Genomic DNA, 20,422 nt, shown 5'->3' with positions numbered 1-20,422 from the left:
TCATCCTCATCTCTAATATCCCTTGATTCCCCGCTATTGTCAACCCCGGCCACCCATCCGCTGCCAAGACAAAAAAAATAGCCCGTTCCCCACAGGGAACTGACTGCTATCGTGTTGCTGCTATCATCTGATTCTGTACAGAGCGTTCAGGAATTGGCAGATTACCGGATGGTAATGCCCTTCTTGATCGCCTTCATGTCAAAATTCGTATTCACAAGCATAGGCAGTATCTTCATGCTTCTGGTCATAGGCGAGTTGCATTGCCAGCAGGTTGGGACATATTGGAAGGCGAAGTTATCACGCATCCACCCGGAGCAATCTTCCTTGGTGCAGGACCAAATGGCTGTGTCTTCTTGCGGAAGATCCTCCAGCGCTTTTTTACGAAAATACATAAGTACCCCTCCTAATAGCTTTGTTAGCATATACTTCCTGATTCGGTTCGTAATACAAAGCTCGCTTCGGAAGCATATCCTTCGAATAAAGACATATTTCCAGCCCAACTGGACTGTTATGGCAGGATGGTAGCTTGTTCTGGCCTGTTCAAAAAAAAAGCTGCCCTCAACTTGTGTTAAGGGCAGTCTATTTTTAATACTACAGTTTTACAACGTTTTCGGCTTGTGGTCCACGAGCGCCTTGAGTTACGTTGAACTCAACGCGTTGGCCTTCGTCCAAAGATTTGAAGCCGTCGCCAGTGATTGCGGAGAAGTGTACGAATACGTCGCTTCCGCCTTCAACCTCGATAAAACCGAAACCTTTGTCTGCGTTGAACCATTTTACTGTACCTGTTTGCATGATATTACCTCCAAGTTTTATTTAACACATGTCCTTTTATTCCTACGTATTGTACGAACAAATAAAAATTCACACATTGGAAAAGGATTCATACGCACAAATGATAACCTTTTACAATATGTGAATTAAGGGTTAAATTTATGATTGACTTAATTGTAGCACACTAATTCTCTAAAAGCAAAGGATTACTTAAAATTACTTAAAAATAAGTGGAAATATATCGTACCGGGCGCGCAGTGCTCTATGAATAACCGCACCACGCACCCGGCAGCTCCAGGGTTTAGTCGATATATCCGGCCAGTCCCTTGTCCATCAGATAGTCCATCTCAGCATCGAGGATAGTCTCTACGGTCAGCTCGTCCAGCTTAACATCGCGCTGCGCAGTAACATAATCGACCAGATCATCATTATCGATATCAATCTCGCCCTTGGCATTGGCCTTGGCTTTGTTGATAAAGGCCTGCTCATGCTTCAGTACCAGCCGGATGACTGCCGGATCCACCTTCGTCTGTGCAGACAATACTTCCACCAGTTCCTGCTCATTCACTTCATTACTCATATTCGTTAGTCAGCTCCTTGGCATTTATGCACACTGATTGTACCATAAGTCCCCTCAGGCCGCGCAGCCTCATCTCCACCAGGGAAGAGCAGGATACTCCGCAGCTCCGGCCACTACAGTCTCCCCAATTCTTGGTGTAGCCAGCCGTACCCCTTTAGCTGCAGCCGCAGCTGCGATACGCTCCACCGGATCGGTCCAGTCATGCATCGACAGGGTGAAGGCCCCCCAATGAACCGGAATAAGCAGACCTCCCTGCACATCTATATGTGCTTCAACCGTCTGTTCCGGCAGCATGTGGATATCGGCCCAGCGCGGATCGTATTGGCCGCATTCCATCAGCGTAAGATCGAATGGACCATACTTGCGTCCAATCTCGGCAAAATGCGGCCCGTAACCGCTGTCCCCGCTGTAGAAGACCTTCGTCTCCGTCCCGCGGATGACCCATGAGCACCACAGGGTGGTGTTACGGTCCAGCAGACTGCGGCCGGAGAAATGCCGCGCCGGCTCACAGCTGAACGTAATCCCCGCATACGCAAGCTCATCCCCCCAGTCATGCTCGCGGATCTTATCTCCGCTTACTCCCCAGCGGCGCAAATGGGCGCCGACTCCGAGCGGCACAATGAACAGGCCTACCTTATCCTTAAGCTTGCGGATGGTGCCGTAGTCCAGATGATCATAATGATCATGGGATAGCACAACCGCATCAATCTGCGGAAGCTGGGAAATCTCCAGCGGCAGCTGCTTGCTGTAACGGCGGCCGCCGATGAACGGAAACGGGGACGGCGCATTCCCCAGCATAGGGTCCAGGAACAGCGTAACCCCATCCATCTCCAGCAATACCGCAGAGTGGCCGAACCAGGTAACGCGGGTGCCCGGGCCTTGCCCGATAGATGCAGGCTGCAGCGGTAGCGGCTGCAGCGGCTCGGCCGGTCTGGACCGGGGATTACCTTTAATGAAATCCTTCAGAATGGACAGGCCCCCACCGCCAGCCCTCTCGCCGATGAGTTCAGCCGTCTGCGGATAGGCAAATTTGCCCTTGCTATAATTAAGCGAGCGGCTGTTCAGCGCCTGTTCCTGCTTCCCTGCCCTCCGTCCAAACGCCGGATAGAGGGTCATAAGCAGATACGCCGCTGCAACAAGTATCACCAGTGAAGCTGCAATATCAATAATAATCAGAGTCATGCGGTAAGCCTTCTTTCTGCCAGTTCATTTCTACAGGCTCCAGCCCGGAATTTTGCGCAGATCCCCATCCCAGATCTGCACCGTGCTCTTCACCGGAACGTTATCCGGAGAGGAAGCTGTATGAATATAACACGAATCCATGCCGATTGTATTTGCTCCGGCAATATCCGTACGCGGATCGTTGCCGATCATAATTGCCGAACTTAGCTCGGCCCCATAGTTATCTGCTAAATACCGGTAAAATAGCGGGTCCGGCTTGCTTACACCGGCTTCAGAGGAAATGGCTATCCCATGGAATAAATGCAGAATGTTCAGCATGGTTAATTCTGCCTCAATGAAGGTCTTCTGGCCATTCGAGAGCAGATAGACCTTCTTGCCGCGCGACCGCAAGGTCCGGAGAATCTCCGGGACTCCGTCATAGAGCGCGATATGGTTCATGGATAAGGTCCGCAGCCAGCGGACAGTCTCATGCAGCCAGGCCTGCCCGGGGTCCCCCCCTAAGTCGCGGGCTACGGCACGGAAGACCTCTTCCATGACGAAATCGGGAAACTGGCATGTCTGTGCAGCGGCTTGAAGCTGACGGTCACGCTCCGCAAGGAAACGGGACTGCAGATCCGCACCTTGCGTGCGCAGCCCGTGATAGCTGAAATGAAGCGCCAGCCGCTCCCATACCTCGGGATGCTCTTCATCTGTCTCAATATCAATTAAGGTTCCATAAAGGTCAAAAATATAAGTCTGATACATAGATCCGGCATCCCTTCCTATTTGGTCCGGCCCAGCTTACGGGCCACGATGAGAATAAGCAGCAGGGAGACCACGATAATAATAAGGTTGAATCCCCACTCACTCTGGAACCATCCGCCTTGTGCCGGTGACTCTGTCGGTGCCTCAGGTATCATATTCACTGCACCAAGCGTAGCTGTGACCCGCTTGTCCCCGGCAATCTGGTCTTTGAAATTAATAATATCATACTGCGGAGCAAGTGCCAGGGCATTGCCGTAGATCAGCGAATACAGTCCCTGCTCCTGCTCTCCTCCCGCAAAGACAAGGCGGTCCACCAGATATTCTATTTTCAGGCCGTTAATTGAAATCGGGGCATCATCCAGATTATAGATTATAATCCGCAGGGCAGCAGAGGAAGATGCGTGAAGCGGCTGGATGTCCGTCCGTGAAATCCGGGTATCCTTGAAATCGAGCCGGTACAGCTCCCCGCTGCCCGCCACCGGCAGCCTTTTACCGTCACTGTCATACAGCTCATACCGCCGCGAGAAATTCCCGGTGCTGCCGAGTGTCAGCCTGGCAATCTTCAGCCGGTCCTTGTTGCTGATGACGATCTCTGTGCGGTTCTCCACCCGGCTGATCTCATACTGCGGCGTCTTCTTCCGCATGAATCCGGCCATCTTCACCTCCCGGCTGCTGTCCACCAGGGTCAGGCCGGGGAAATCCAATCCCTCCGGATTACTCTTTACTACAAGCCGGTAAAAGCTGAACTTGCAGCTGCCTTGCAGCTCAATGCTGTCCGCACTTAACCCGTTCGTAGCGTACAAATCCCCTTTGGCCAGCGGCTCCCAGGCATTCCCGTCATAACCTCCCCACACCTCCACATGTTTCAGGAAAGACTCATCCGGAAGCTCAAACACCAGCTTGTTTCCCTGAATATCCACATGCTCAGCAAGCGGTGTAATCTGATAATCCAGCAGGGTGTCCGTTCCTTGATCCGCCCGGCGGATCAAAATCGATGAATAGGCAGTGCTGCGCTCCTCCACCGTTCCCTCTCCGCTCTCCAGATAATAAGGAACCGGCTCGCCGGTGCTGCTGGTAATACGCAGATCGCGCAAATCCTCCGCTGCCGATCCATACACGCCTTCATCCAGATATACCTCATAATAAGGGGCCGGCTCTGGAATTCCGATGGCCCGCGAGAACTTCCACTGCCCGCTGTCAGCCTTCTCCGCCAAGCCAGTTGCCGCTGCCGTGCCCTCCGCCGGATAAGCGGAGGTGAACAGCAGCAAGCCTCCCAGCACCGAGAGCAGCACTGCCGCCCTAGCTCTCCGGCTGGTCTTTCTCTGCGAGCGCATAGGCTTCCTCCATTCTGGCTGACACCCGCTGATAGAGATACGAAATCCCCAGCAGGCAGAGTCCGAAGCTGAAATAAGCGATGATCTTGCTGCCGGTGTTCAGCAGGGTCAGATCATAGAGCAGCAGCTTGCCCGTTGCCAGCAGTGACAGGCCCAGCCCGAAACGGCGGATGTACAAATACCGCCTGCGGAAGCCGTACATAATGAACAGCACCGAGAGCAGCAGGTAGACCAGACTGAACGCCAGTCCTCCATCATGCAGCCGGATCTGCACACCCAGGAATGCAGTAATCATCACCAGCAGATAGATACCCATAGCGACCGGAACCAGCTCCATATTCTTGGAATCGCGCAGGAGCGTTGTCCGCAGCAATCTTCCGCCGCTGAACCACACGAACAGATTGAGGAGGATAAGCAGACCCAGCACCAGAAGATCTGCCCCGGAGCTTCCGGACAATCCGCCTTGCAGGCTGGGCATCCCCAGCGTAATGCCGATGCAGATAGCATAAGTGATCCCGTACATCAGCATAACCATGTAGCCGACCACCGCATCATAGAGCACCTTAACCTTCGGCAGCCCATAGGCAAGGCCGGCCGTGAGCAAGGCTGCCAGCAGCAGCTTGTAGAATGTACTGTGCGCCATATTTTCCGGGACTGCCCGGTCGTACATACGCAAGGCTTCATACACCAGATATACATAGAAATTCAGGATCGCCGCATATTTGAACCAGACTACACCCTGCACCTCGGCAGGTGAGCTGCGGAGCAGAAGCTCCTCCCGGGAAAGGCGGACCGCATAGAACAAGGCTACCGTAACCATCCCCGCAGTAATAAACGTATATTTCAGCTCAAAATACGGATTGCTGTAGATGACCACTGGGCTTAGCTCGGATATCCGCAGCAGCCCTTCAATGCCGAAGAACGTCCCCAGGCAGAGCAGGAGAATCCCCCAGCCCGAGCGTTCCACCGCCTTGAAGCGGTACAGCTGGCCGTAGACCGTCAGAAGCACTCCCTCAATCAGCCATCCGATGGACCACCAGGCCGCTCCTAACTGGAACGGGATCATCAGTACGGCAAAGGTCAGAGAGGTGGCGTAGAAGAGCAGTCTGCTCTCCCGTTCCTGCGGCATCCGCTTCTCCAGCAGAACGCCAAGCCCCAGGTACATCAGACAGAAGAACAAGGCAAGCGCACCTTTGAATTCGCCCAGACCTGCATCCTGGAAAAGAATATACAAGGTTACGCAGCTGATGGCCGTATTGCAGCCCAGCAGGCAGAAATCCAGCCACGCAAGCTTCGACTTGTATTTGAACGGGTACCAGAGTGTGATGCCCAGATACATGACAAAGGTCAATATAGCGCAGAGCATGCCCGCTGCACTGCTGTCCGACAGATTAATCAGCAGCAGCATGGAGGGTATATTAAACAGGAAGCTGATGTAATTGACAATAACCCAGCGCTTGCGCAGGGAGACCAGCAGAATGAGCAGGTTCAGCACGAACAGATACCCCATAGCCGCATACACTGCGCTGCCTTCCAGCCCGAACGCCCCTATATAAGAGAACAGCGGCAGATAACCGCCGACAAGCCCCATGGAACAGATCGTCCGCGACTCATAGCGCAGCGATAACAGCACAGCGGATAGAGTGACCAGTACGGATAGACCGATCCCGGCCCATAAACCGATAATCTCCAATAAAAAATAGCTGTAAAAGATCGAGCCGTAGAGTACGGATACCCCGCCTCCGATCAGACCCAGGGCAAAGGCTCCCCTGCCTTTGCGGAACAGCCACTCGCCGCCGCCCAGCATGATAGCGCCAAGCAGAAAGAAGGCGCTGCCCTTCATATAGTCGTTGAACCAGGTGGAATAACTGTATCTGAACCCGGCCCCCACTGCCAGAATCAGCAGCAGAATCCCCAGGCGGTTGATCCAGTTCAGCCCGATCTTCATTTCAATCCGGTTCTGCTTGCGGCGGCGCAGCAGCGTCTCCTCACTGACCCCCTCAGCGGCAAAGACATCCATACGGCTGTCAAGCGCCCCTGTCAGTGACTGTTCCACCTCACGCTGCCGTTTTCTGCGCAGCAGAATACTCTCATTCAGTCTCCCTTGCACCTCTCCCAGCATGGCGGCTATCTGCCCCTGGTCTTGCCCCAGCTCAGCTTGGGCACGTCTGAACGTGACATCAATACGCTGCCTGGTCTCCAGCTCGAAGGAAGTCAGCCTGTCGAGGTAGGCATTATTCTGCGAGCCAAAGTAGGTCTGCAGCTTCTGCCGCGATACCCGGAGAATGCCCAGCTTCTCATCCAGAATCTGCTCACTCAGTGCCGTCCGCAGCTCGGAGTTATCCTGCCGCAATATAGAAGCCTGAATTTTCAGTTCCCTGAGGATCAGCTTATTCTCTTCATTCTCCTTCTTCAGCGCTTCGTTCTCATGAACCAGATCACTGCTCTCATACTCCTCAATCAAAGCCTGGTATTCTTTCAAAAGCCCGTCCTGCTGCTGCTGTACAGCCCTCAGCCGATCTCTGAAATCCTCCATAGCGCCCCCCAGTGCCTGCTATCAGCAATTGTTAATATTTTCATTTTACTATATCTGCCCAGGTAATCCAGTGCAACATAATGCGTCCAACCAGCGTTAGAGAAATAACACATACTTACCTACTGACATACCCAAAGGAGCTGTCCCATGAAAACTTCGCTCAAAACAAGTGCAGCGCTCCTGACGCTGTCGCTGGCCCTCACTACCGGAGTGGTCTCCGCTGCTCCTGCAGCAACCGGCTCGAACCAGACCAAAGCAGCCCAGAGCAAAGCTGGCGCCTCATTACGCGTATATGCCATTGCCATTAACGGCACAGCCATCACAGAGACCGGCTTTCAGCCTTCCGGCACCAAGGAGCCGCTGATTCCGCTGCGTACCGTCGCTGAGTCACTGGGCTTCAAGATTACCTGGAACATGGCAACCAAAGCTGCCGACTTAAATAAAGGAAATATATACACAACTGTGAAGAACGGCGAAGACCGCTATGTGATTAATAAAATGTACACCTCACTCGGAATCGCTCCGCTGACTAAGGCAGACAAAATGTATGTCCCCGCATCCTTTGTAAGTGAGGTACTGCATCAGACCGTTAGTGTGGAGGGGAACAATATCGTGATCACTTCAGCCGTAGAGCATGTCCTTGAGACCGGCGTCATCACCGCCATCCGGAATTCCGGCGACACTTCCTCCATTCAGATTAAGGGTACCGGAACCGCAGGGCTCGTACTGAATGTCAGCGGAGATACGTTATATGAGAAGACCGACGGCACCAAGCTGTCCTTAGCCGATCTCCAGATTGGTATGACGGTAGAGGCCGAGCACGCAGTGTTCTCCACCCGCAGCCTGCCGCCGCAGACGCCCGCTTACCGGATAACTGTCCAGGATACAAAGGCTCAGGCCGATATGCTGGGTACGGAAGGCACGCTTGAAGAGATCATCAGGGCCGAAGACGGCTCACTCAGCCTCCGCATCAAGGGCAGCGCCCTCAGTGACCTGTCGCAAAGCGAGATCGTGCTTCGCCTGACGGAAGATACCCTGCTGGTGAACGGGAGCGGAGAAGCTGTAGAACCATCTGCTCTGGTGCAAGGCATTACGGTTATGGGCTTCTACTCCCCTGTAATGACCCGGAGTCTGCCGCCAATCGGAACCGCGCTCAAAGTCGCTGTGCAGGCCGATCAGCCTTAAAGAATATTATACCTATAGTTCAATAGAAAGCCCCCGGCCTCTGCATCGGCAGAAACCGGGGGCTTTGCTGTATGATGTCCGGGTAACCGGCTAACCCTTGGCCGCCTGCCGCACAGCGGGCTGGCGGCCGAGCGTGACTCTGTTCTTGCCCCTGGCTTTGGACTGATACAGCGCTTCGTCCGCCTCGCGGTATAAGTCCTCGAAGGTCACATCGCTGCGCTCGGTGAAGGCTATGCCAATGCTGACAGTCAGCTGGATGCTGTGCCCCCCGTCAAGCAGGACGATGTGCTCGCCCAGGGCAGCGCGGAAACTCTCCGCTTCTCTCAAGGCCTCAGCCTCGCTGCCGGCAAAGAAGCAGACCGCGAACTCCTCGCCCCCCACCCGGCCGGAAATTCCGTTATGTTGGTACACCTTCATAATCTTCCGGGACAAATCTACCAGCGCCTGATCTCCGGCCAGATGTCCATATGTATCATTAATTAACTTGAAATCATCGATATCGAACAGCAGCAGCGCCATTCCCGCCCCGTACTGCGCGGAATAATTCTGCACCAGCCGCATGAAATGCCTACGGTTGTACAGGCCGGTCAGATCATCAACGGTAGCCTGATGCAGCAGCTCGCGTTCGTACCTCTTCTTCTCACTGAGATCACTGAAGACCATCAGCATACCTGTGGTTTCTGCGCGGGCCCGCTCTGTGGCAATCAGTGCGACGCCGAAACAGGCGCCGTCCTTACCGGAAGGCTCGATCTCGAACTGACCTTCCAACCGTTTGGTATAATGGTCCGAAATCTGCCCGTACTGCTTCAGTAGCAGATGTATGCTTCGGCCCCTCCAGGTCTCCGCCTTCTCCTCCAGCAGCCCGGAGAGCATCGCATCCGCGGCTTCATTGACATCAATAATACGGTCATAGCGATCCGTCAGCACAATGCCGTCTTTCATATTCTCGAAGATTTTATTCTTGGCAAGCGGATATAAGGATAGCCGCGGATCACGGAACAAGGAGAGGTACGCCACGATGATGGGCGGAAGATAGGTAAATGCAGTGAACCCGGTAATCGTAATTTTGAGCAGCGGAAGCAGAAAGACCGTCAGTACCGGAATCACCAGCCCGAGCAGCAGCATCAGATTACGGCGGAAATAATATGCCGGAGCATTCAGGAGGGAGATCGCCAGTAAATAGACAGCATACAACCCGAACAGCTGGTCATACGCAATAAGGATCATACTTAACACCGTAGGCTTCACAGTAATTCCGGTAACACCTGCCACGGTTGCGAGCCCCACCTCGCTGCGCATCAGATGATGATAGGAATCGGTGAAGATCAGCACAACATCGAGCACGACCGGAATACAAAAGAAAATAAGCCTCTTGGCCAAACCCTCAGAGGAACGGGATACATACTCTTTAATAACGGCATAGGTAAAGATCGTACTCAAAAAAAGCGGGCCCTGCTGCATGTTCTTCCACCCTAGCTTGGCTTGAAAGGAATCCGACAGAATCTCTCCGGCCGTAGCCGCGAATATCAGACTGACCAGCAGCATCAATATCCATAAATAGCATCTTCCCGGTGTGTGGCGGTGCTTGAAAGAACCGATGCCCATGTAGAGACTTAGAACGCTGCCCATTACTAAATAAAACGGATAACCCTGCATCCACGGCATGTCATATTTCTCCTATTTTTGAGATAACTTTGCCTTATTATATCCTACTCCTTCGTACAAATGAATCATTCTTCCAAAAATACTACCTGTACCCAAAGTATAACCGTCCGTCCGCCGTTTCATGGAGATGCCTGAACATACACGAAGACCCTACGGGCAGCCCGTAGAGTCTTCAAAAGGTGAGAAGCGAATTTATAGTTATGCAGGATTCCAGTTGCTAGGGTGCTAAACCGGAGTAGAATCGGCGTAATCTCGATCTTCTCCGTCTTTTCAAGTAGTACATGGGTTAATCAACTACCTTTCGGAAAACACGCAGGCATGCCCTTCCAAACGTCTAATTGATACCTTCCACTTCCCACCTAAGCATTAATACCCGCAATGCAGGCCGCTTAAACAAGCGTACATAAACAAAGAGGATACTCCTTCACCATCTGCATGGATGCGGGAATATCCTCTATAGTAGGAATACCATTATTTCTTCTGTGCCAACCGTTGTTTGAACTTGTCAACACGGCCGCCAGTTTCGGTATCTCTTTGTTTACCTGTGTAGAACGGGTGGGATGCGGAGCTGGAGTCTACACGGATCACTGGATAAGTGTTGCCGTCTTCCCATTCCATCGTTTCACCGGAAGACTTGGTGGACGAGCTCAGGAATTTGTAGCCTACGCTTGCATCGAAGAAGATAACCTGGTTGAACTTAGGGTGTATGCCTTCTTTCATTGTAATAACCTCCTTTCCGTACTAATACAACTTCTATGGTATTATGAAGCCATCTCTTGGTCTATTTAAGAATTCCGGTTAGACGAAGGGAGATGCGTAAATCTTCCGATTTTTACACGCCATACTATCATACGTGAAAGCGGGCCGTGAGTCAACCTTTTGAACTGGAAAAAAGGCAGTTTGTCCATCGGTTATCCACCATCTGCAACCAGGCTGTTTCCCTCCGGCTCCGGGATAAACGTTAGAGCGATTTCACCATTCCGCCGTCGACAAGCAGGGATTGGCCGGTAATATAAGTATTGGCAAAAGAACCGAGAAATACTGCCGCTTTACCGAACTCCTCCGGAGTTCCTGTTCTGCCGAGCGGAATCCCTTTCAGCGCCTCCGCCTGGACCTGCTCAAGCGAAGTCCCCACCGCTTCCGCCCGTTTGCCGTCGAGCTGTAGAATCCGGTCTGTACCGATGCGTCCGGGCGCCAGACTGTTGATCAGAATGCCTTCGGGCGCAAGCTCCGTGGCCAGGCTCTTGTTCAGCGCGTTCACCCCTGCGCGGAACACATTTGAGAGAATCAGCCCCTGGATCGGCTGCTTGATCGAGACCGAGCTGATGCTGACAATCCGCCCTCCGCCAGCGCTGCGCATATGCGGCAGCGCTTCACGGATCAGGCGGACCGTGCTCATCAGCGTAAGCTCGAAGCCGCCGCTCCAGTCCGCGTCGGCCATATCCCCGAAGCTGCCGCCCGGAGGCCCGCCGGCGTTCGTGACAAGCACATCGAGGCCGCCTCCGAATCCGGCGGCCGTCTGGACCGCCCGTTCAATATCCTCCGGGCGGGTCACATCCATCTCTGCCACCGCTACCTCTTGCCCCGTTGCTTCAAGTATTGCCAGCCGCGCCGCTTCCAGCTGCGCGAGGCTCCGGCTCGCGATCGTTACCTTCGCTCCCTCACGCGCGTATTCTAGCGCGGTAGCCAGCCCCAGCCCTTTGCTGGCGGCAGCCACCAGTACCGACTTTCCCTCAAGACCCAAATCCATAATGATGTCCTCCTGTCAGAATGGTCTCAAACATGTAACCTTACTCTGCATTATACATCGTACTCCAGCTGCTTTTTAGCCTGGACAATGAAATCCAGCGGATTCTCAATCTTGTCCGCCTCATACTCCACTGCCCCAATCTTCAGCCCCAGGTTCACTTTATACTTGCCGGAGAACTCGGTATCATTCAATTCCTGCAGCCGGAGCTTAATCCGCTCAATGACAATCTTGGCCCCTTCACGGTCTGTGAAGAGCAGGAGCCCCCAGGTGGCGTCCTCCTTGTCCAGCAGATACAGCGCGTCATTGGTGCGGATACTGGACTGGCTGAGCTGGGAGACATCATAGATCGCTTCGGACAGCTGCTCTTCCGGAATCAGACGGCGGATCTCATTCCAGTATTTCACCTTGACGACAAGCAGCGTCAGCGGAATGTGATACCGTGTCGATATCCCGGTGAACAGGCTGGCATCCTTCTGAAAAGAAATACTGTTACGCAGATCCGTATTCTCATCCACGGCGGCAAGATTGGCCGTCCGCTTCTGCAGGCGCTCATTCTCGGCCTGCAGCTCACGGCTGCTGGACGTGAAGACCCAGAGGACGACTGTAATCAGTGGAGTCATAATTAGCCAGAAGTACGTATTTACGCCAATCGATGCCCCTTCGGACACCGTTTGATAGACCACGAAGAAGCCGTATCCGAAGATAAACGCCAGATTCAGCGTCAGTCCCGCAGTTACCGTGGTGAAATACGTGACCAGCGCCAGTAGGAAGGCCACATTCAGAATAATGATGTTCTGGATATAGTGATCCGGAGAGCCGGCAATGAATACGGTGCAGGCAAACATCAGGACCAGGAAGGCCAGAAACCCGAGATCAGAGATTAGGCTGCTGCGGTTACGTCTCACGCTTATCACCACGTTTCTTCATATGTTTGCGGAGCAGGAGCAGCAGCGATACAATGACCAGCGTGATCATAAGAACAGCCGCAACCACAAAGCCCAGCACATCTGAACGCTCAATAATCTGCGCCACTGTTGATTCTTTGGCCGCGCCTGAGAGGGTTTTGAAGCGGTACGCATGAACCTGGCCGTCTTTATCTGCAGCCACACCGTCCCCGTAGACCTTCCAGCGGTCTTTCTCGCTGGCAATCAGCTTCGAGACCAGGTAGTAGCTCTCGGAGCTGACCGCTGTAACCGCAAGCAGGCCCCGTCCGCTCTCGTAGGGTGAGTCCAGCAGCTGCAGCGTACCGATGCCGGCCCCGTACTGCTCCTCGATCGCTATTTTCTCATTGGACAGCAGGGTCGAGCCGTCTTTGTTGTATTTGAAGAAGAGCTTGTCGTTGTTGTCGCGGATCACCTTGTTGTTCTTATAAGTGCCGATGGCAATGATGTTGTTGTCCTTCAGATTATCCGCAGCCACATCATCGCTGTAATAATGGACATCGCCGGTGTTGCCTCCGGCGTATTGGCCAAGCATGTTGAAGATGTTGCCCAGACTCTTATAGGCATAGTCGTCCATCTCCTGCGGCAGAACGACCGCTACACGGTTGAAGATGCCGTCCCGCAGGAACGGGTACGGATAGTTGCTCAGCAGCAGCTCTGTGCGGTCCTTCGTGTTCAGGCGCATCATCGATTCCTTGCTGATATATGCCCAGGGCATCTGCTCCGTATTCGGTGTACAGATGGCATTCGCCATCTCCAGATCAAAAGCCACCGTGACCGAGAAGTTGCCGGAGATGTTCAGGCTCTGCGGCACATCCAGAGTCAGCACATCACCGTCAGCCAGTTCCTTCGTCAGCTTCTTGCTGCCGACCGGCGTATTATTAATGCTCACCGTCACCAGTGAGCGCTCAAAATCCAGATTCCCCGCATAGCGGAAATCGAGGCTGATTTTGCCGTCATCCGCAATCGAGCGGTTGGACGGCAGCGAAACGAAATAAGTCTGCTCCTGATGATTCGGTCCGGTCAGCTTATCCCCAGTCTCTGTGAATGTAACATTCGAGCTGATGGGCGGCGCCGGGTCTGCTACAGCGGTAGCATCATCCACTAGCTTCAGGTCTTCGCTGCTCTGGCTCAGCAGCTCCCCGCTGGCCATGAAGCGTCCGGCCTTGATCAGCAGGCTCTCATCCCTGGAGGTAACCACCAGCACCGGTGAGGAATCCTTGTTCACCAGCTGGATCACGGCATGGGTGCTAAGATCAGCTGTAGTGCTCACCAGCTTCTTCAGCGGGCCCGGCAGATGATCATACATCGCTACCAGCACTACTGCACGCTTGTCCTTCAGGGCTTTCTCACGGTAGGGCAGCAGCGGAATCGTCTTATCGTTCAGCGTATTGCCTTTGGCGAAGCCCGTCAGGGCGTAGGTAGCGCTCTCCAGTTCAGACCCTGTGGCATTCTCCGGCACGGCCAGCAGGCTTTGTCCTCTTTTCACCGTATCCATCCCTGAGAATCTGGCACTGAAATCGGCAATCCCGCCCGTTATCGCCTTAGGCACGTACTTCACGGATATATTGGAGGTATTGAACAGATGCAGCCAGTTGTCCTGCGTATTGTCTATACTGCAGAGCTGATAATCCCCCGTATCGGTCTTCAGATTTCCCTGAATACTTAGCGTGTTGCTGCCTTCCTTAAGGAAGCCCTTGGGCGCTGGAACGCTCAGGCTCTGCTCCCCGTTATTCTCAGTAGACGGTCTGAAGGAGTAGAACGGAATGCCGTTAAGCGACAGTGTCACACTTGACTGCTGGTCCGCATTAATCTGTGACACCTGAAAATGCAGCCTGATGTTCACCGCCTCGACGTTCCAGTAATCCATGACTGTGAAATACTGCTGCTGGGAGCTTGTGCCCGTCAGAGAGATCTCACTGCCCGTAAATGAAGTCTCGTAAGTCATCGTGGCGTCACCGGGAAGCACTGCTGCTGCCAGTGCCGCAGGAATTTGAACCAGGAAAAGGGAGAGGCAAATCAGCCCTATCATTATCTGTTTTTTCATCATGTTCCGTATCTCCTGTATCGCTTATTTCTTCTCCTCCGGCGCTTCAGTAGCGCTCGGTTTTGTACCATTTGGCTTCCCGTTTGAAAATGACGTCTTTGAGATAGTTATACAGTCCATAAGCCGCAACCACCATCCACAGCTGGCAGTACGAAACATACATCAGCAGAATGATCCACAGGTTCGACAGGCTCATCTCGCCTTTCTCCGTTGTCAGCGTAACGAAGATTCCGACCACGAATAGAACAATGGCGAGCAGCCACAGGAAGCTGCTGAGCCCGGCAATGGTCGTATGGACGTACCCCATCGCATGAAGGACAAGCAGAACATCAGAGGTGACCAGCGAGATCAGGAGCAGGAAATAGATCGAGACATAATACAGGATATCGAAGCGGATCTTCGCCGCCTTCCGGTCGAAGAGGAGCGGAAGATTCTTCACAATGACATAGATATTCCCCTTCGCCCAGCGTGTCCGCTGCTTGAACCAGACCTTCACCGTCTGCGGCTCCTGCTCCCAGGTGACCGATTTCGGCTGGAACTTGATCCGGTACCCCATCATATAAATGCGGAAGCTAATCTCCGTGTCCTCGGCAATTGCCTTGACATCCCAGCCGCCGATACTCTCTACAATAGACCTGCGCATAATGAAATTCGTTCCCGGAATCGTACAGAGCTTAAACAGCTTCCAGCGGCCGGCTTGTGCCATCCATTGAAACGACAGCGTCTCAATATTAATAAACCGGGTCAGCAGGCTTGCATCGCGGTTGCGGGTTCTGAACTTGCCGATGACTGCTCCCAGGGTGGAGTCATTCATGATCTCAGCCACAAGATAGCGCAAAGCGGTGCGTTCCGGTGTATTGTCAGCATCATAGATGGCAATGAGCTCCCCCTTGCTGCGGGTGAAGCCAATGTTCAGCGCATTGGATTTGCCTTTGCCGCCGCTAATAGCATCCGTATTAATGATGATCAGATTGCGCTGCGGATTCCTCTGCTGGATATCGCTAAGCAGCTCCGCGCTGTTATCCGAGGAATTATCGTTGATGACGATGATCTCATACCGGTCATGCGGGTAATCGAGCGCCAGCAGGGATTCCACCGTTTTGCTGATGACCACGCCCTCGTTATGCGCAGGGACCATAATCGTCACCATCGGATACTCACCCCTGATCTCCGGCACTGCCTTATTCTCAGTTTCAATATAGTACAGGTAGCCCGCTATAATCAGCGCTACATTCACCAGCAGCAGTGACCAGATGCAGATCACCGCAATGACCATCAGCACGTCTGAGACCGTCATATTATTCTCCTAATGTTGTTTGATTTTTCCGGATTCCTTATTTCAAATATTTCCTCCGGTACAGCCTGTAGCCGATCGTAAGCAGCCCTCCGAACAAGAGCAGTGCAATCAGGATCACAATAATAAAAAACTGGTTCTGCACGCTGAACAGCCTGTTGAAGCTCGTAGCCTGCTCCTCCTGGTACTGGTAATCGGCTGCGACTGTCTGCGGGGTATAGTCGACGTTCAGATAGTTGCCGTTGATGTAAATTACCCCATCCGCTGATTCGATGGTGTTGATATCTGTAACAACGTTATGGGCCTCCCGTTTATAGTCGGCGAACGTATACCACTCTTCCTCCAGATTCTGCATCAGACTGTCCAGTGCAGCCTCATCCTCAGGCAAGTCGACAGTAACTGCCGCATTCAGCGGAAGCTCCGGCATCGCCTTGCCGGTCCTGCTGATCCCTTGCAGGAATTCCAGTGGGAGGCTGTACAGGGTGGACGGGAAGGTGACCGAGGTATCCGTCTGTTCCATATATCTGGCTTCTTCATCCGCATAGAGTACCGCCGAGTCGAAGAAGCCCATACCCGCCGTAGAATACTCCTTGTCATACGTCCAGTAGCCTTCTGCAGCCATACCCAGCGGAGCTACACCGCCCTCCGCCAGCACATTGATGAAGCTGTTCATCTTGACATGCAGCGACCGGTCACTAAGGCTGATCGGCGGTCTGACCGCCGGAGCATTGACAACAATGCTCCCATTACGGGACTGCACCGTTCTCAGGGCTTCCAGATACCGCTTCATCGCCGGAAAATCCGTATTGCCAAACACCGGCCGGACACTGGCGATGAATGGAATTCCGCTCTGATACAGCTTGTCTGCCGTTTGCTCAAGCAGCTCGAGATCGGAGAAGGGATAGATCTCCTTGAGCACCAGATACGTACGGGGCCGGGCGGAGGATTTCAGCCAATCCTTCAATACATATGCCGCGGCCATGCTGCTTAAATCGCCAGGCTTCAGATAGGGCATATAAGTAAATTCGCCGCGGCTTACCGCGTAGGGCATTTGCACCCCGCCATCTTCAAAAGACCACCCGCCGTACGTACGGCCGCCCTGTGAAGCAGTGATATAAGGCATTTCTTCCACTTCCAGCGGAATGCCGGTGAATCCGCCGATGGAGAGGCTTGCGCTGGCTCCATGCCACACGTCTGTCTTCAGCTGCATGGCCTGCTGCACCCGGTCCGGCGGCTGGTATCCGACATACATCACCGACCCTTTATAGCCTGCTGCGTCCTGCAAGTAAGCCCTATTCGTAATCTTCAGCTCCGCACTGTTAATGACGGTGATCATTCCGGAGTAGGCAGACAGGCTGCCTTGCTCATAATCGGATATATTCTTAAGCGTAACCTGTGTACTGTAAGCGGCAAGCAGCCGCTGCAGCTCTGCCACATTCCCTTCATTCCCCGTGCCCCTCGCCAGGCTGTCATAGAGCAGCAGAATATGCTGCGCAGCGGCAGGTGACGCGGCGGCGGAAGCAGCCGGGGCGGAAGCAGCCGGGGCGGAAGCAGCCGGGGCGGGCAGCAGGAGATTCCCAGCCAGGAGCAGCAGTAGAACGATGATCCCTCCGCGTTTCAAAGGCTCACCCCATTATTCAGGGCAGCATATTCTGGGGCCGGCACGGAAGGCGGTGCAGCCGGCATGGATTTCCGGGAGGAGATTCCGCGGCCAATGACGCTCGATATGACCTGGAAAGTGATCAGGTCAAAGGCTAAGGTAAACAGGAATTCATGCTTCGCAATATCGGCATCGCCGGCTCCGATAATGGAGACTACAATGCCGGACAATCCGACAAGCATTGTAGCCAGAATCACGAACAGCCGCTGCATTCCCCGGTAGTCCCGCACCCGGACCGCGCTCACGAAGGAAGGCATATAGACACCTGTAATCACAGCCATCCAGAGGAGGATGAAGGCAAAGGTGCGGGGAGCCAGCTTCTCCTTCAGCGTACTGTATACATTGAAGAAATGACTCTGCGCCCGGAACTCCTTGCCAGCAGATTTCTCATAATTCCCCATCGCCGCGGGCTTGATCGTATAGGCGCTTTCGGCAGCCGTATCGAGAATCGAGCCCAGCTGGTCCGGATGCGTAACATAATATTTCAGAATCGAGACGAAACCGTATTGGCTGTAGAAATCCTTTTCCAGCAGATCCGATTTCACATCCACGGTCCCGTATTGATCATAATAGGTATTCTCTTTGAGAATTGCGTACTGTTCATTAATCCCGAAGGATTGAAGCGCGGTCTCCGGATTCTCTGATTCCATTAGCACTCCGCGGGTCATGGCATGATACTGGTTAATATTCACGAACTCTTTGGAGATATTAAGATAGGTGGCAACACCGGCGAACATCATCAGGGCGGCGGACAGGAGCGTGACCCAGCGGAACAATTTATCCCGGCGGATCCAGACAAGTGAGATAGAGAGCAGGGAAATCACCATGCCCACAGGAGCATTTTGCTGCTTGGAGGTCGTTAGGATCAGCGTGCTGACCAGAAGTACCGCCAGCATGGCGTAATCGTTGTATCGTTTTCGGTACAGCAGCAGCCATGAGGCGAACACCAGAATCATCGTGACCATTACCAGGCTTTCGCCGAAGAACGAATTGAAGTAGGCGGTATACCCCGTGTCCCCGAAGATAAAAACTGCCAGAACCGCAACAATCATCCCCCGCTTCCGGGACATCTTGAACGTAACGGCTTCAATGAGCAAGTAGACAGCAGCTACATACAGGAGCGTATAGATCGCGGCCTGAAACCGGATATCGAACACTTCCTTGCTGAATACCAGCTTATTGACGAACAGCGCCAGCTTGATAAACAGGGACTGGGAGGAGACCAGCATCGAGCTGTTCTCGTTGTAGTACTGGTAGATTCCAAACTGCTTGACGAAATACCCGAAATACTGGCTGTCATAATCCGGGAGGTTGAAGTACAGTCCATTGCTATATATAATCCGGAAAAAGTCACCGTTATCTGCCATTCCCACATAGGGAGCGGTAAAGAGCGCGATGACTGTTACGAGCAATACGCCAAAAGCCGCGGCAAACGCTGGGGTAATCCGAAGGCTGGCAAGGGTTATGCCGGGCCGGGTTGATGTTTTCACTGGGTTGTCTATCATACGGATTCACCTTCGTTACTATTGTTGTGGGTTGGAATAGGAATAAGCGAGGAGCGCCATCAGGTTGTCAAAAGAATACGCCTGGCCGGCAGCCTCATCACCGAACCCGCCATACAGCGGACTTGCAGCATTCACGGCTCTGAATTCATTCATCCGTTCAATACTGGATGTGTAGAGAGACTGATCGCCCAGCACAGCGCCGATCATGGCCGTGAGCGCATAAATCGCCGTAGAACGGATATCATTCGTCCGCTGGCCGTCACGCGTATACTGCCCGTACAGTGTGCCCGCCGTAACCTGCTCTTTGATATAACGGATGCTCGCCGGCTTCTGCCGGTTGCTCTCGGTCAAATGAAGAATGGTAAGCAAAGATTCTACTGTGTTGATATGTTCGGAACTGTACTGGCCTGTCTTGTAATCAAATCTTGTCTCATAGAACGGGAAAGAGTCGGACAAATATCCGTCTTCCAGAATTCCGCCCATATTATTCAACAATATACCGCTTAATTCGCTAGATATCGACAATTTTCGCAACACACTCAGATCAATATAACACAAAGTTACGAACCCGTTGGTGGTTTTGAAAATATTGTCATAAAAATCATACATGTATCCATCTTTTACATTATTATCATAGAATCTTCGGCCATATTTATCGGCTGCTTCCGTATACTCAGGCTGATTAAATACCTCTCCTGCTTCATACAGAGCGCCGATCAGCCGCAGGTCGTCTACCGCTGCATTGACGGTGTATTGCTTCTGTTGCTTAGGACTGAACCTGTAACTGAAGCCGCCCTCCATATCGAAGGTATCGCGGGCCAGCGTCCACTGCTGGTCATATCTCTTCTGATCTCCGTTAAGCACGGCCGCCCTCATCAGAAGAGAAGCCGATTCGCTCAGAACCTCATGGCCTGTAGCCATCTCTGCCGATTCGCCGGTTTCCTGCAAATTCGTATATACCCCGTAGGGGCCAGTGAGCTGCGTATCTATGAATTTCAGTAATTGCTGTACTTCACCCGCTGTGTCAAGCAGCGGCTCCTCCGGCACGTTCGTTCCCGCAGGAGTAACTGCCGGAGAAGAAGTAGCCGCGGATGGTACGGGCCGGGCCTGATTACCGCTGCATGAGGTGATCAGAAGCAGCGATATTCCCAGTGCAGCAGCCTTGCTGAGTGTACTCCCCAATTCATCACATCCTTAAAAGACAAGTCTTTATATTGGCCATAATAAT

17 protein-coding genes are annotated in these 20,422 nt (G+C 53.1%); 1 reads left to right on the top strand and 16 read right to left on the bottom strand.

Annotated elements, in window-relative coordinates:
- Positions 1-161: 161 nt before the first annotated feature.
- The 7 genes from MKZ24_RS06075 to MKZ24_RS06045 form a co-directional block, all read right to left on the bottom strand.
- Positions 162-392, bottom strand: a complete 231-nt coding sequence (locus MKZ24_RS06075; RefSeq protein ID WP_039304815.1) for a cold-shock protein — start codon at positions 390-392, stop codon at positions 162-164.
- Between the two features lie 199 nt (positions 393-591).
- Entirely contained in the window at positions 592-792 is a 201-nt protein-coding gene (locus tag MKZ24_RS06070) for a cold-shock protein (RefSeq protein WP_019914790.1), read from the bottom strand.
- A gap of 280 nt (positions 793-1,072) precedes the next feature.
- Complete coding sequence (locus tag MKZ24_RS06065; RefSeq protein WP_340781691.1) at positions 1,073-1,351, bottom strand: hypothetical protein; 279 nt, start codon at positions 1,349-1,351, stop codon at positions 1,073-1,075.
- A gap of 69 nt (positions 1,352-1,420) precedes the next feature.
- A complete protein-coding gene (locus tag MKZ24_RS06060; RefSeq protein WP_042240685.1) occupies positions 1,421-2,533 on the bottom strand; it encodes an MBL fold metallo-hydrolase in 1,113 nt (370 codons plus the stop codon).
- Positions 2,534-2,563: 30 nt separating this feature from the next.
- Positions 2,564-3,277: an HAD family hydrolase gene (locus MKZ24_RS06055; protein ID WP_042240689.1), complete on the bottom strand. Its 714-nt coding sequence runs from the start codon at positions 3,275-3,277 to the stop codon at positions 2,564-2,566.
- A 17-nt stretch (positions 3,278-3,294) separates the two neighbouring features.
- Complete coding sequence (locus MKZ24_RS06050) at positions 3,295-4,611, bottom strand: hypothetical protein (protein ID WP_340781689.1); 1,317 nt, start codon at positions 4,609-4,611, stop codon at positions 3,295-3,297.
- Positions 4,577-7,147, bottom strand: a complete 2,571-nt coding sequence (locus MKZ24_RS06045; protein ID WP_340781688.1) for a DUF2339 domain-containing protein — start codon at positions 7,145-7,147, stop codon at positions 4,577-4,579. Before MKZ24_RS06045 ends, MKZ24_RS06050 begins: the two co-directional genes overlap by 35 nt.
- A 147-nt stretch (positions 7,148-7,294) precedes the next feature.
- On the opposite strand from MKZ24_RS06045, the gene MKZ24_RS06040 reads away from it, so the two are divergent.
- Positions 7,295-8,332, top strand: a complete 1,038-nt coding sequence (locus MKZ24_RS06040; protein ID WP_340781686.1) for a copper amine oxidase N-terminal domain-containing protein — start codon at positions 7,295-7,297, stop codon at positions 8,330-8,332.
- A gap of 90 nt (positions 8,333-8,422) precedes the next feature.
- Here MKZ24_RS06040 and MKZ24_RS06035 read toward each other — a convergent pair whose 3' ends face one another.
- The 9 genes from MKZ24_RS06035 to MKZ24_RS05995 all read right to left on the bottom strand — a co-directional run bounded on the left by MKZ24_RS06035 (position 8,423) and on the right by MKZ24_RS05995 (position 20,376).
- Complete coding sequence (locus tag MKZ24_RS06035) at positions 8,423-9,997, bottom strand: sensor domain-containing diguanylate cyclase (protein WP_340781684.1); 1,575 nt, start codon at positions 9,995-9,997, stop codon at positions 8,423-8,425.
- Between the two features lie 471 nt (positions 9,998-10,468).
- Positions 10,469-10,717, bottom strand: coding sequence for a type B 50S ribosomal protein L31 (locus MKZ24_RS06030; RefSeq protein ID WP_039304788.1), 249 nt, complete (start codon positions 10,715-10,717; stop codon positions 10,469-10,471).
- A gap of 241 nt (positions 10,718-10,958) precedes the next feature.
- Entirely contained in the window at positions 10,959-11,747 is a 789-nt protein-coding gene (locus MKZ24_RS06025) for an SDR family oxidoreductase (RefSeq protein WP_340781682.1), read from the bottom strand.
- A 50-nt stretch (positions 11,748-11,797) separates the two neighbouring features.
- Positions 11,798-12,652 (bottom strand): diguanylate cyclase domain-containing protein, encoded by an 855-nt coding sequence (locus tag MKZ24_RS06020; RefSeq protein ID WP_042240708.1) that lies wholly within the window; start codon positions 12,650-12,652, stop codon positions 11,798-11,800.
- The gene (locus tag MKZ24_RS06015) at positions 12,642-14,738 is read right to left on the bottom strand and encodes a cellulose biosynthesis cyclic di-GMP-binding regulatory protein BcsB (protein WP_340781681.1); all 2,097 of its coding nucleotides are present in this window, start codon (positions 14,736-14,738) and stop codon (positions 12,642-12,644) included. Before MKZ24_RS06015 ends, MKZ24_RS06020 begins: the two co-directional genes overlap by 11 nt.
- A 43-nt stretch (positions 14,739-14,781) precedes the next feature.
- Complete coding sequence (locus tag MKZ24_RS06010) at positions 14,782-16,032, bottom strand: glycosyltransferase family 2 protein (RefSeq protein WP_042240711.1); 1,251 nt, start codon at positions 16,030-16,032, stop codon at positions 14,782-14,784.
- A gap of 37 nt (positions 16,033-16,069) precedes the next feature.
- Entirely contained in the window at positions 16,070-17,650 is a 1,581-nt protein-coding gene (locus MKZ24_RS06005; RefSeq protein ID WP_340781680.1) for a hypothetical protein, read from the bottom strand.
- Positions 17,647-19,194, bottom strand: coding sequence for a glycan biosynthesis hexose transferase WsfD (gene wsfD / locus MKZ24_RS06000; protein ID WP_340781679.1), 1,548 nt, complete (start codon positions 19,192-19,194; stop codon positions 17,647-17,649). The genes MKZ24_RS06005 and wsfD overlap by 4 nt, the downstream gene beginning before the upstream one ends.
- Before the next feature lie 18 nt (positions 19,195-19,212).
- The gene (locus MKZ24_RS05995; protein WP_340781678.1) at positions 19,213-20,376 is read right to left on the bottom strand and encodes a hypothetical protein; all 1,164 of its coding nucleotides are present in this window, start codon (positions 20,374-20,376) and stop codon (positions 19,213-19,215) included.
- Positions 20,377-20,422: the final 46 nt, after the last annotated feature.

The sequence above is a fragment of the Paenibacillus sp. FSL R7-0297 genome, assembly GCF_038009025.1.
GTDB lineage: Bacteria > Bacillota > Bacilli > Paenibacillales > Paenibacillaceae > Paenibacillus_AQ.
The sequence above is the reverse complement of the archived record's forward strand: the minus strand, read 5'-3'. Positions and strand labels throughout refer to the sequence as shown.

What these genes read in the sequence shown, in the direction of transcription:
- MKZ24_RS06075 (WP_039304815.1), bottom strand. Translation starts at nt 392, where the DNA reads ATGTATTTTCGTAAAAAAGCGCTGGAGGATCTTCCGCAAGAAGACACA.
- MKZ24_RS06070 (WP_019914790.1), bottom strand. Translation starts at nt 792, where the DNA reads ATGCAAACAGGTACAGTAAAATGGTTCAACGCAGACAAAGGTTTCGGT.
- MKZ24_RS06065 (WP_340781691.1), bottom strand. Translation starts at nt 1,351, where the DNA reads ATGAGTAATGAAGTGAATGAGCAGGAACTGGTGGAAGTATTGTCTGCA.
- MKZ24_RS06060 (WP_042240685.1), bottom strand. Translation starts at nt 2,533, where the DNA reads ATGACTCTGATTATTATTGATATTGCAGCTTCACTGGTGATACTTGTT.
- MKZ24_RS06055 (WP_042240689.1), bottom strand. Translation starts at nt 3,277, where the DNA reads ATGTATCAGACTTATATTTTTGACCTTTATGGAACCTTAATTGATATT.
- MKZ24_RS06050 (WP_340781689.1), bottom strand. Translation starts at nt 4,611, where the DNA reads ATGCGCTCGCAGAGAAAGACCAGCCGGAGAGCTAGGGCGGCAGTGCTG.
- MKZ24_RS06045 (WP_340781688.1), bottom strand. Translation starts at nt 7,147, where the DNA reads ATGGAGGATTTCAGAGATCGGCTGAGGGCTGTACAGCAGCAGCAGGAC.
- MKZ24_RS06040 (WP_340781686.1), top strand. Translation starts at nt 7,295, where the DNA reads ATGAAAACTTCGCTCAAAACAAGTGCAGCGCTCCTGACGCTGTCGCTG.
- MKZ24_RS06035 (WP_340781684.1), bottom strand. Translation starts at nt 9,997, where the DNA reads ATGCCGTGGATGCAGGGTTATCCGTTTTATTTAGTAATGGGCAGCGTT.
- MKZ24_RS06030 (WP_039304788.1), bottom strand. Translation starts at nt 10,717, where the DNA reads ATGAAAGAAGGCATACACCCTAAGTTCAACCAGGTTATCTTCTTCGAT.
- MKZ24_RS06025 (WP_340781682.1), bottom strand. Translation starts at nt 11,747, where the DNA reads ATGGATTTGGGTCTTGAGGGAAAGTCGGTACTGGTGGCTGCCGCCAGC.
- MKZ24_RS06015 (WP_340781681.1), bottom strand. Translation starts at nt 14,738, where the DNA reads ATGATGAAAAAACAGATAATGATAGGGCTGATTTGCCTCTCCCTTTTC.
- MKZ24_RS06010 (WP_042240711.1), bottom strand. Translation starts at nt 16,032, where the DNA reads ATGACGGTCTCAGACGTGCTGATGGTCATTGCGGTGATCTGCATCTGG.
- wsfD (WP_340781679.1), bottom strand. Translation starts at nt 19,194, where the DNA reads ATGATAGACAACCCAGTGAAAACATCAACCCGGCCCGGCATAACCCTT.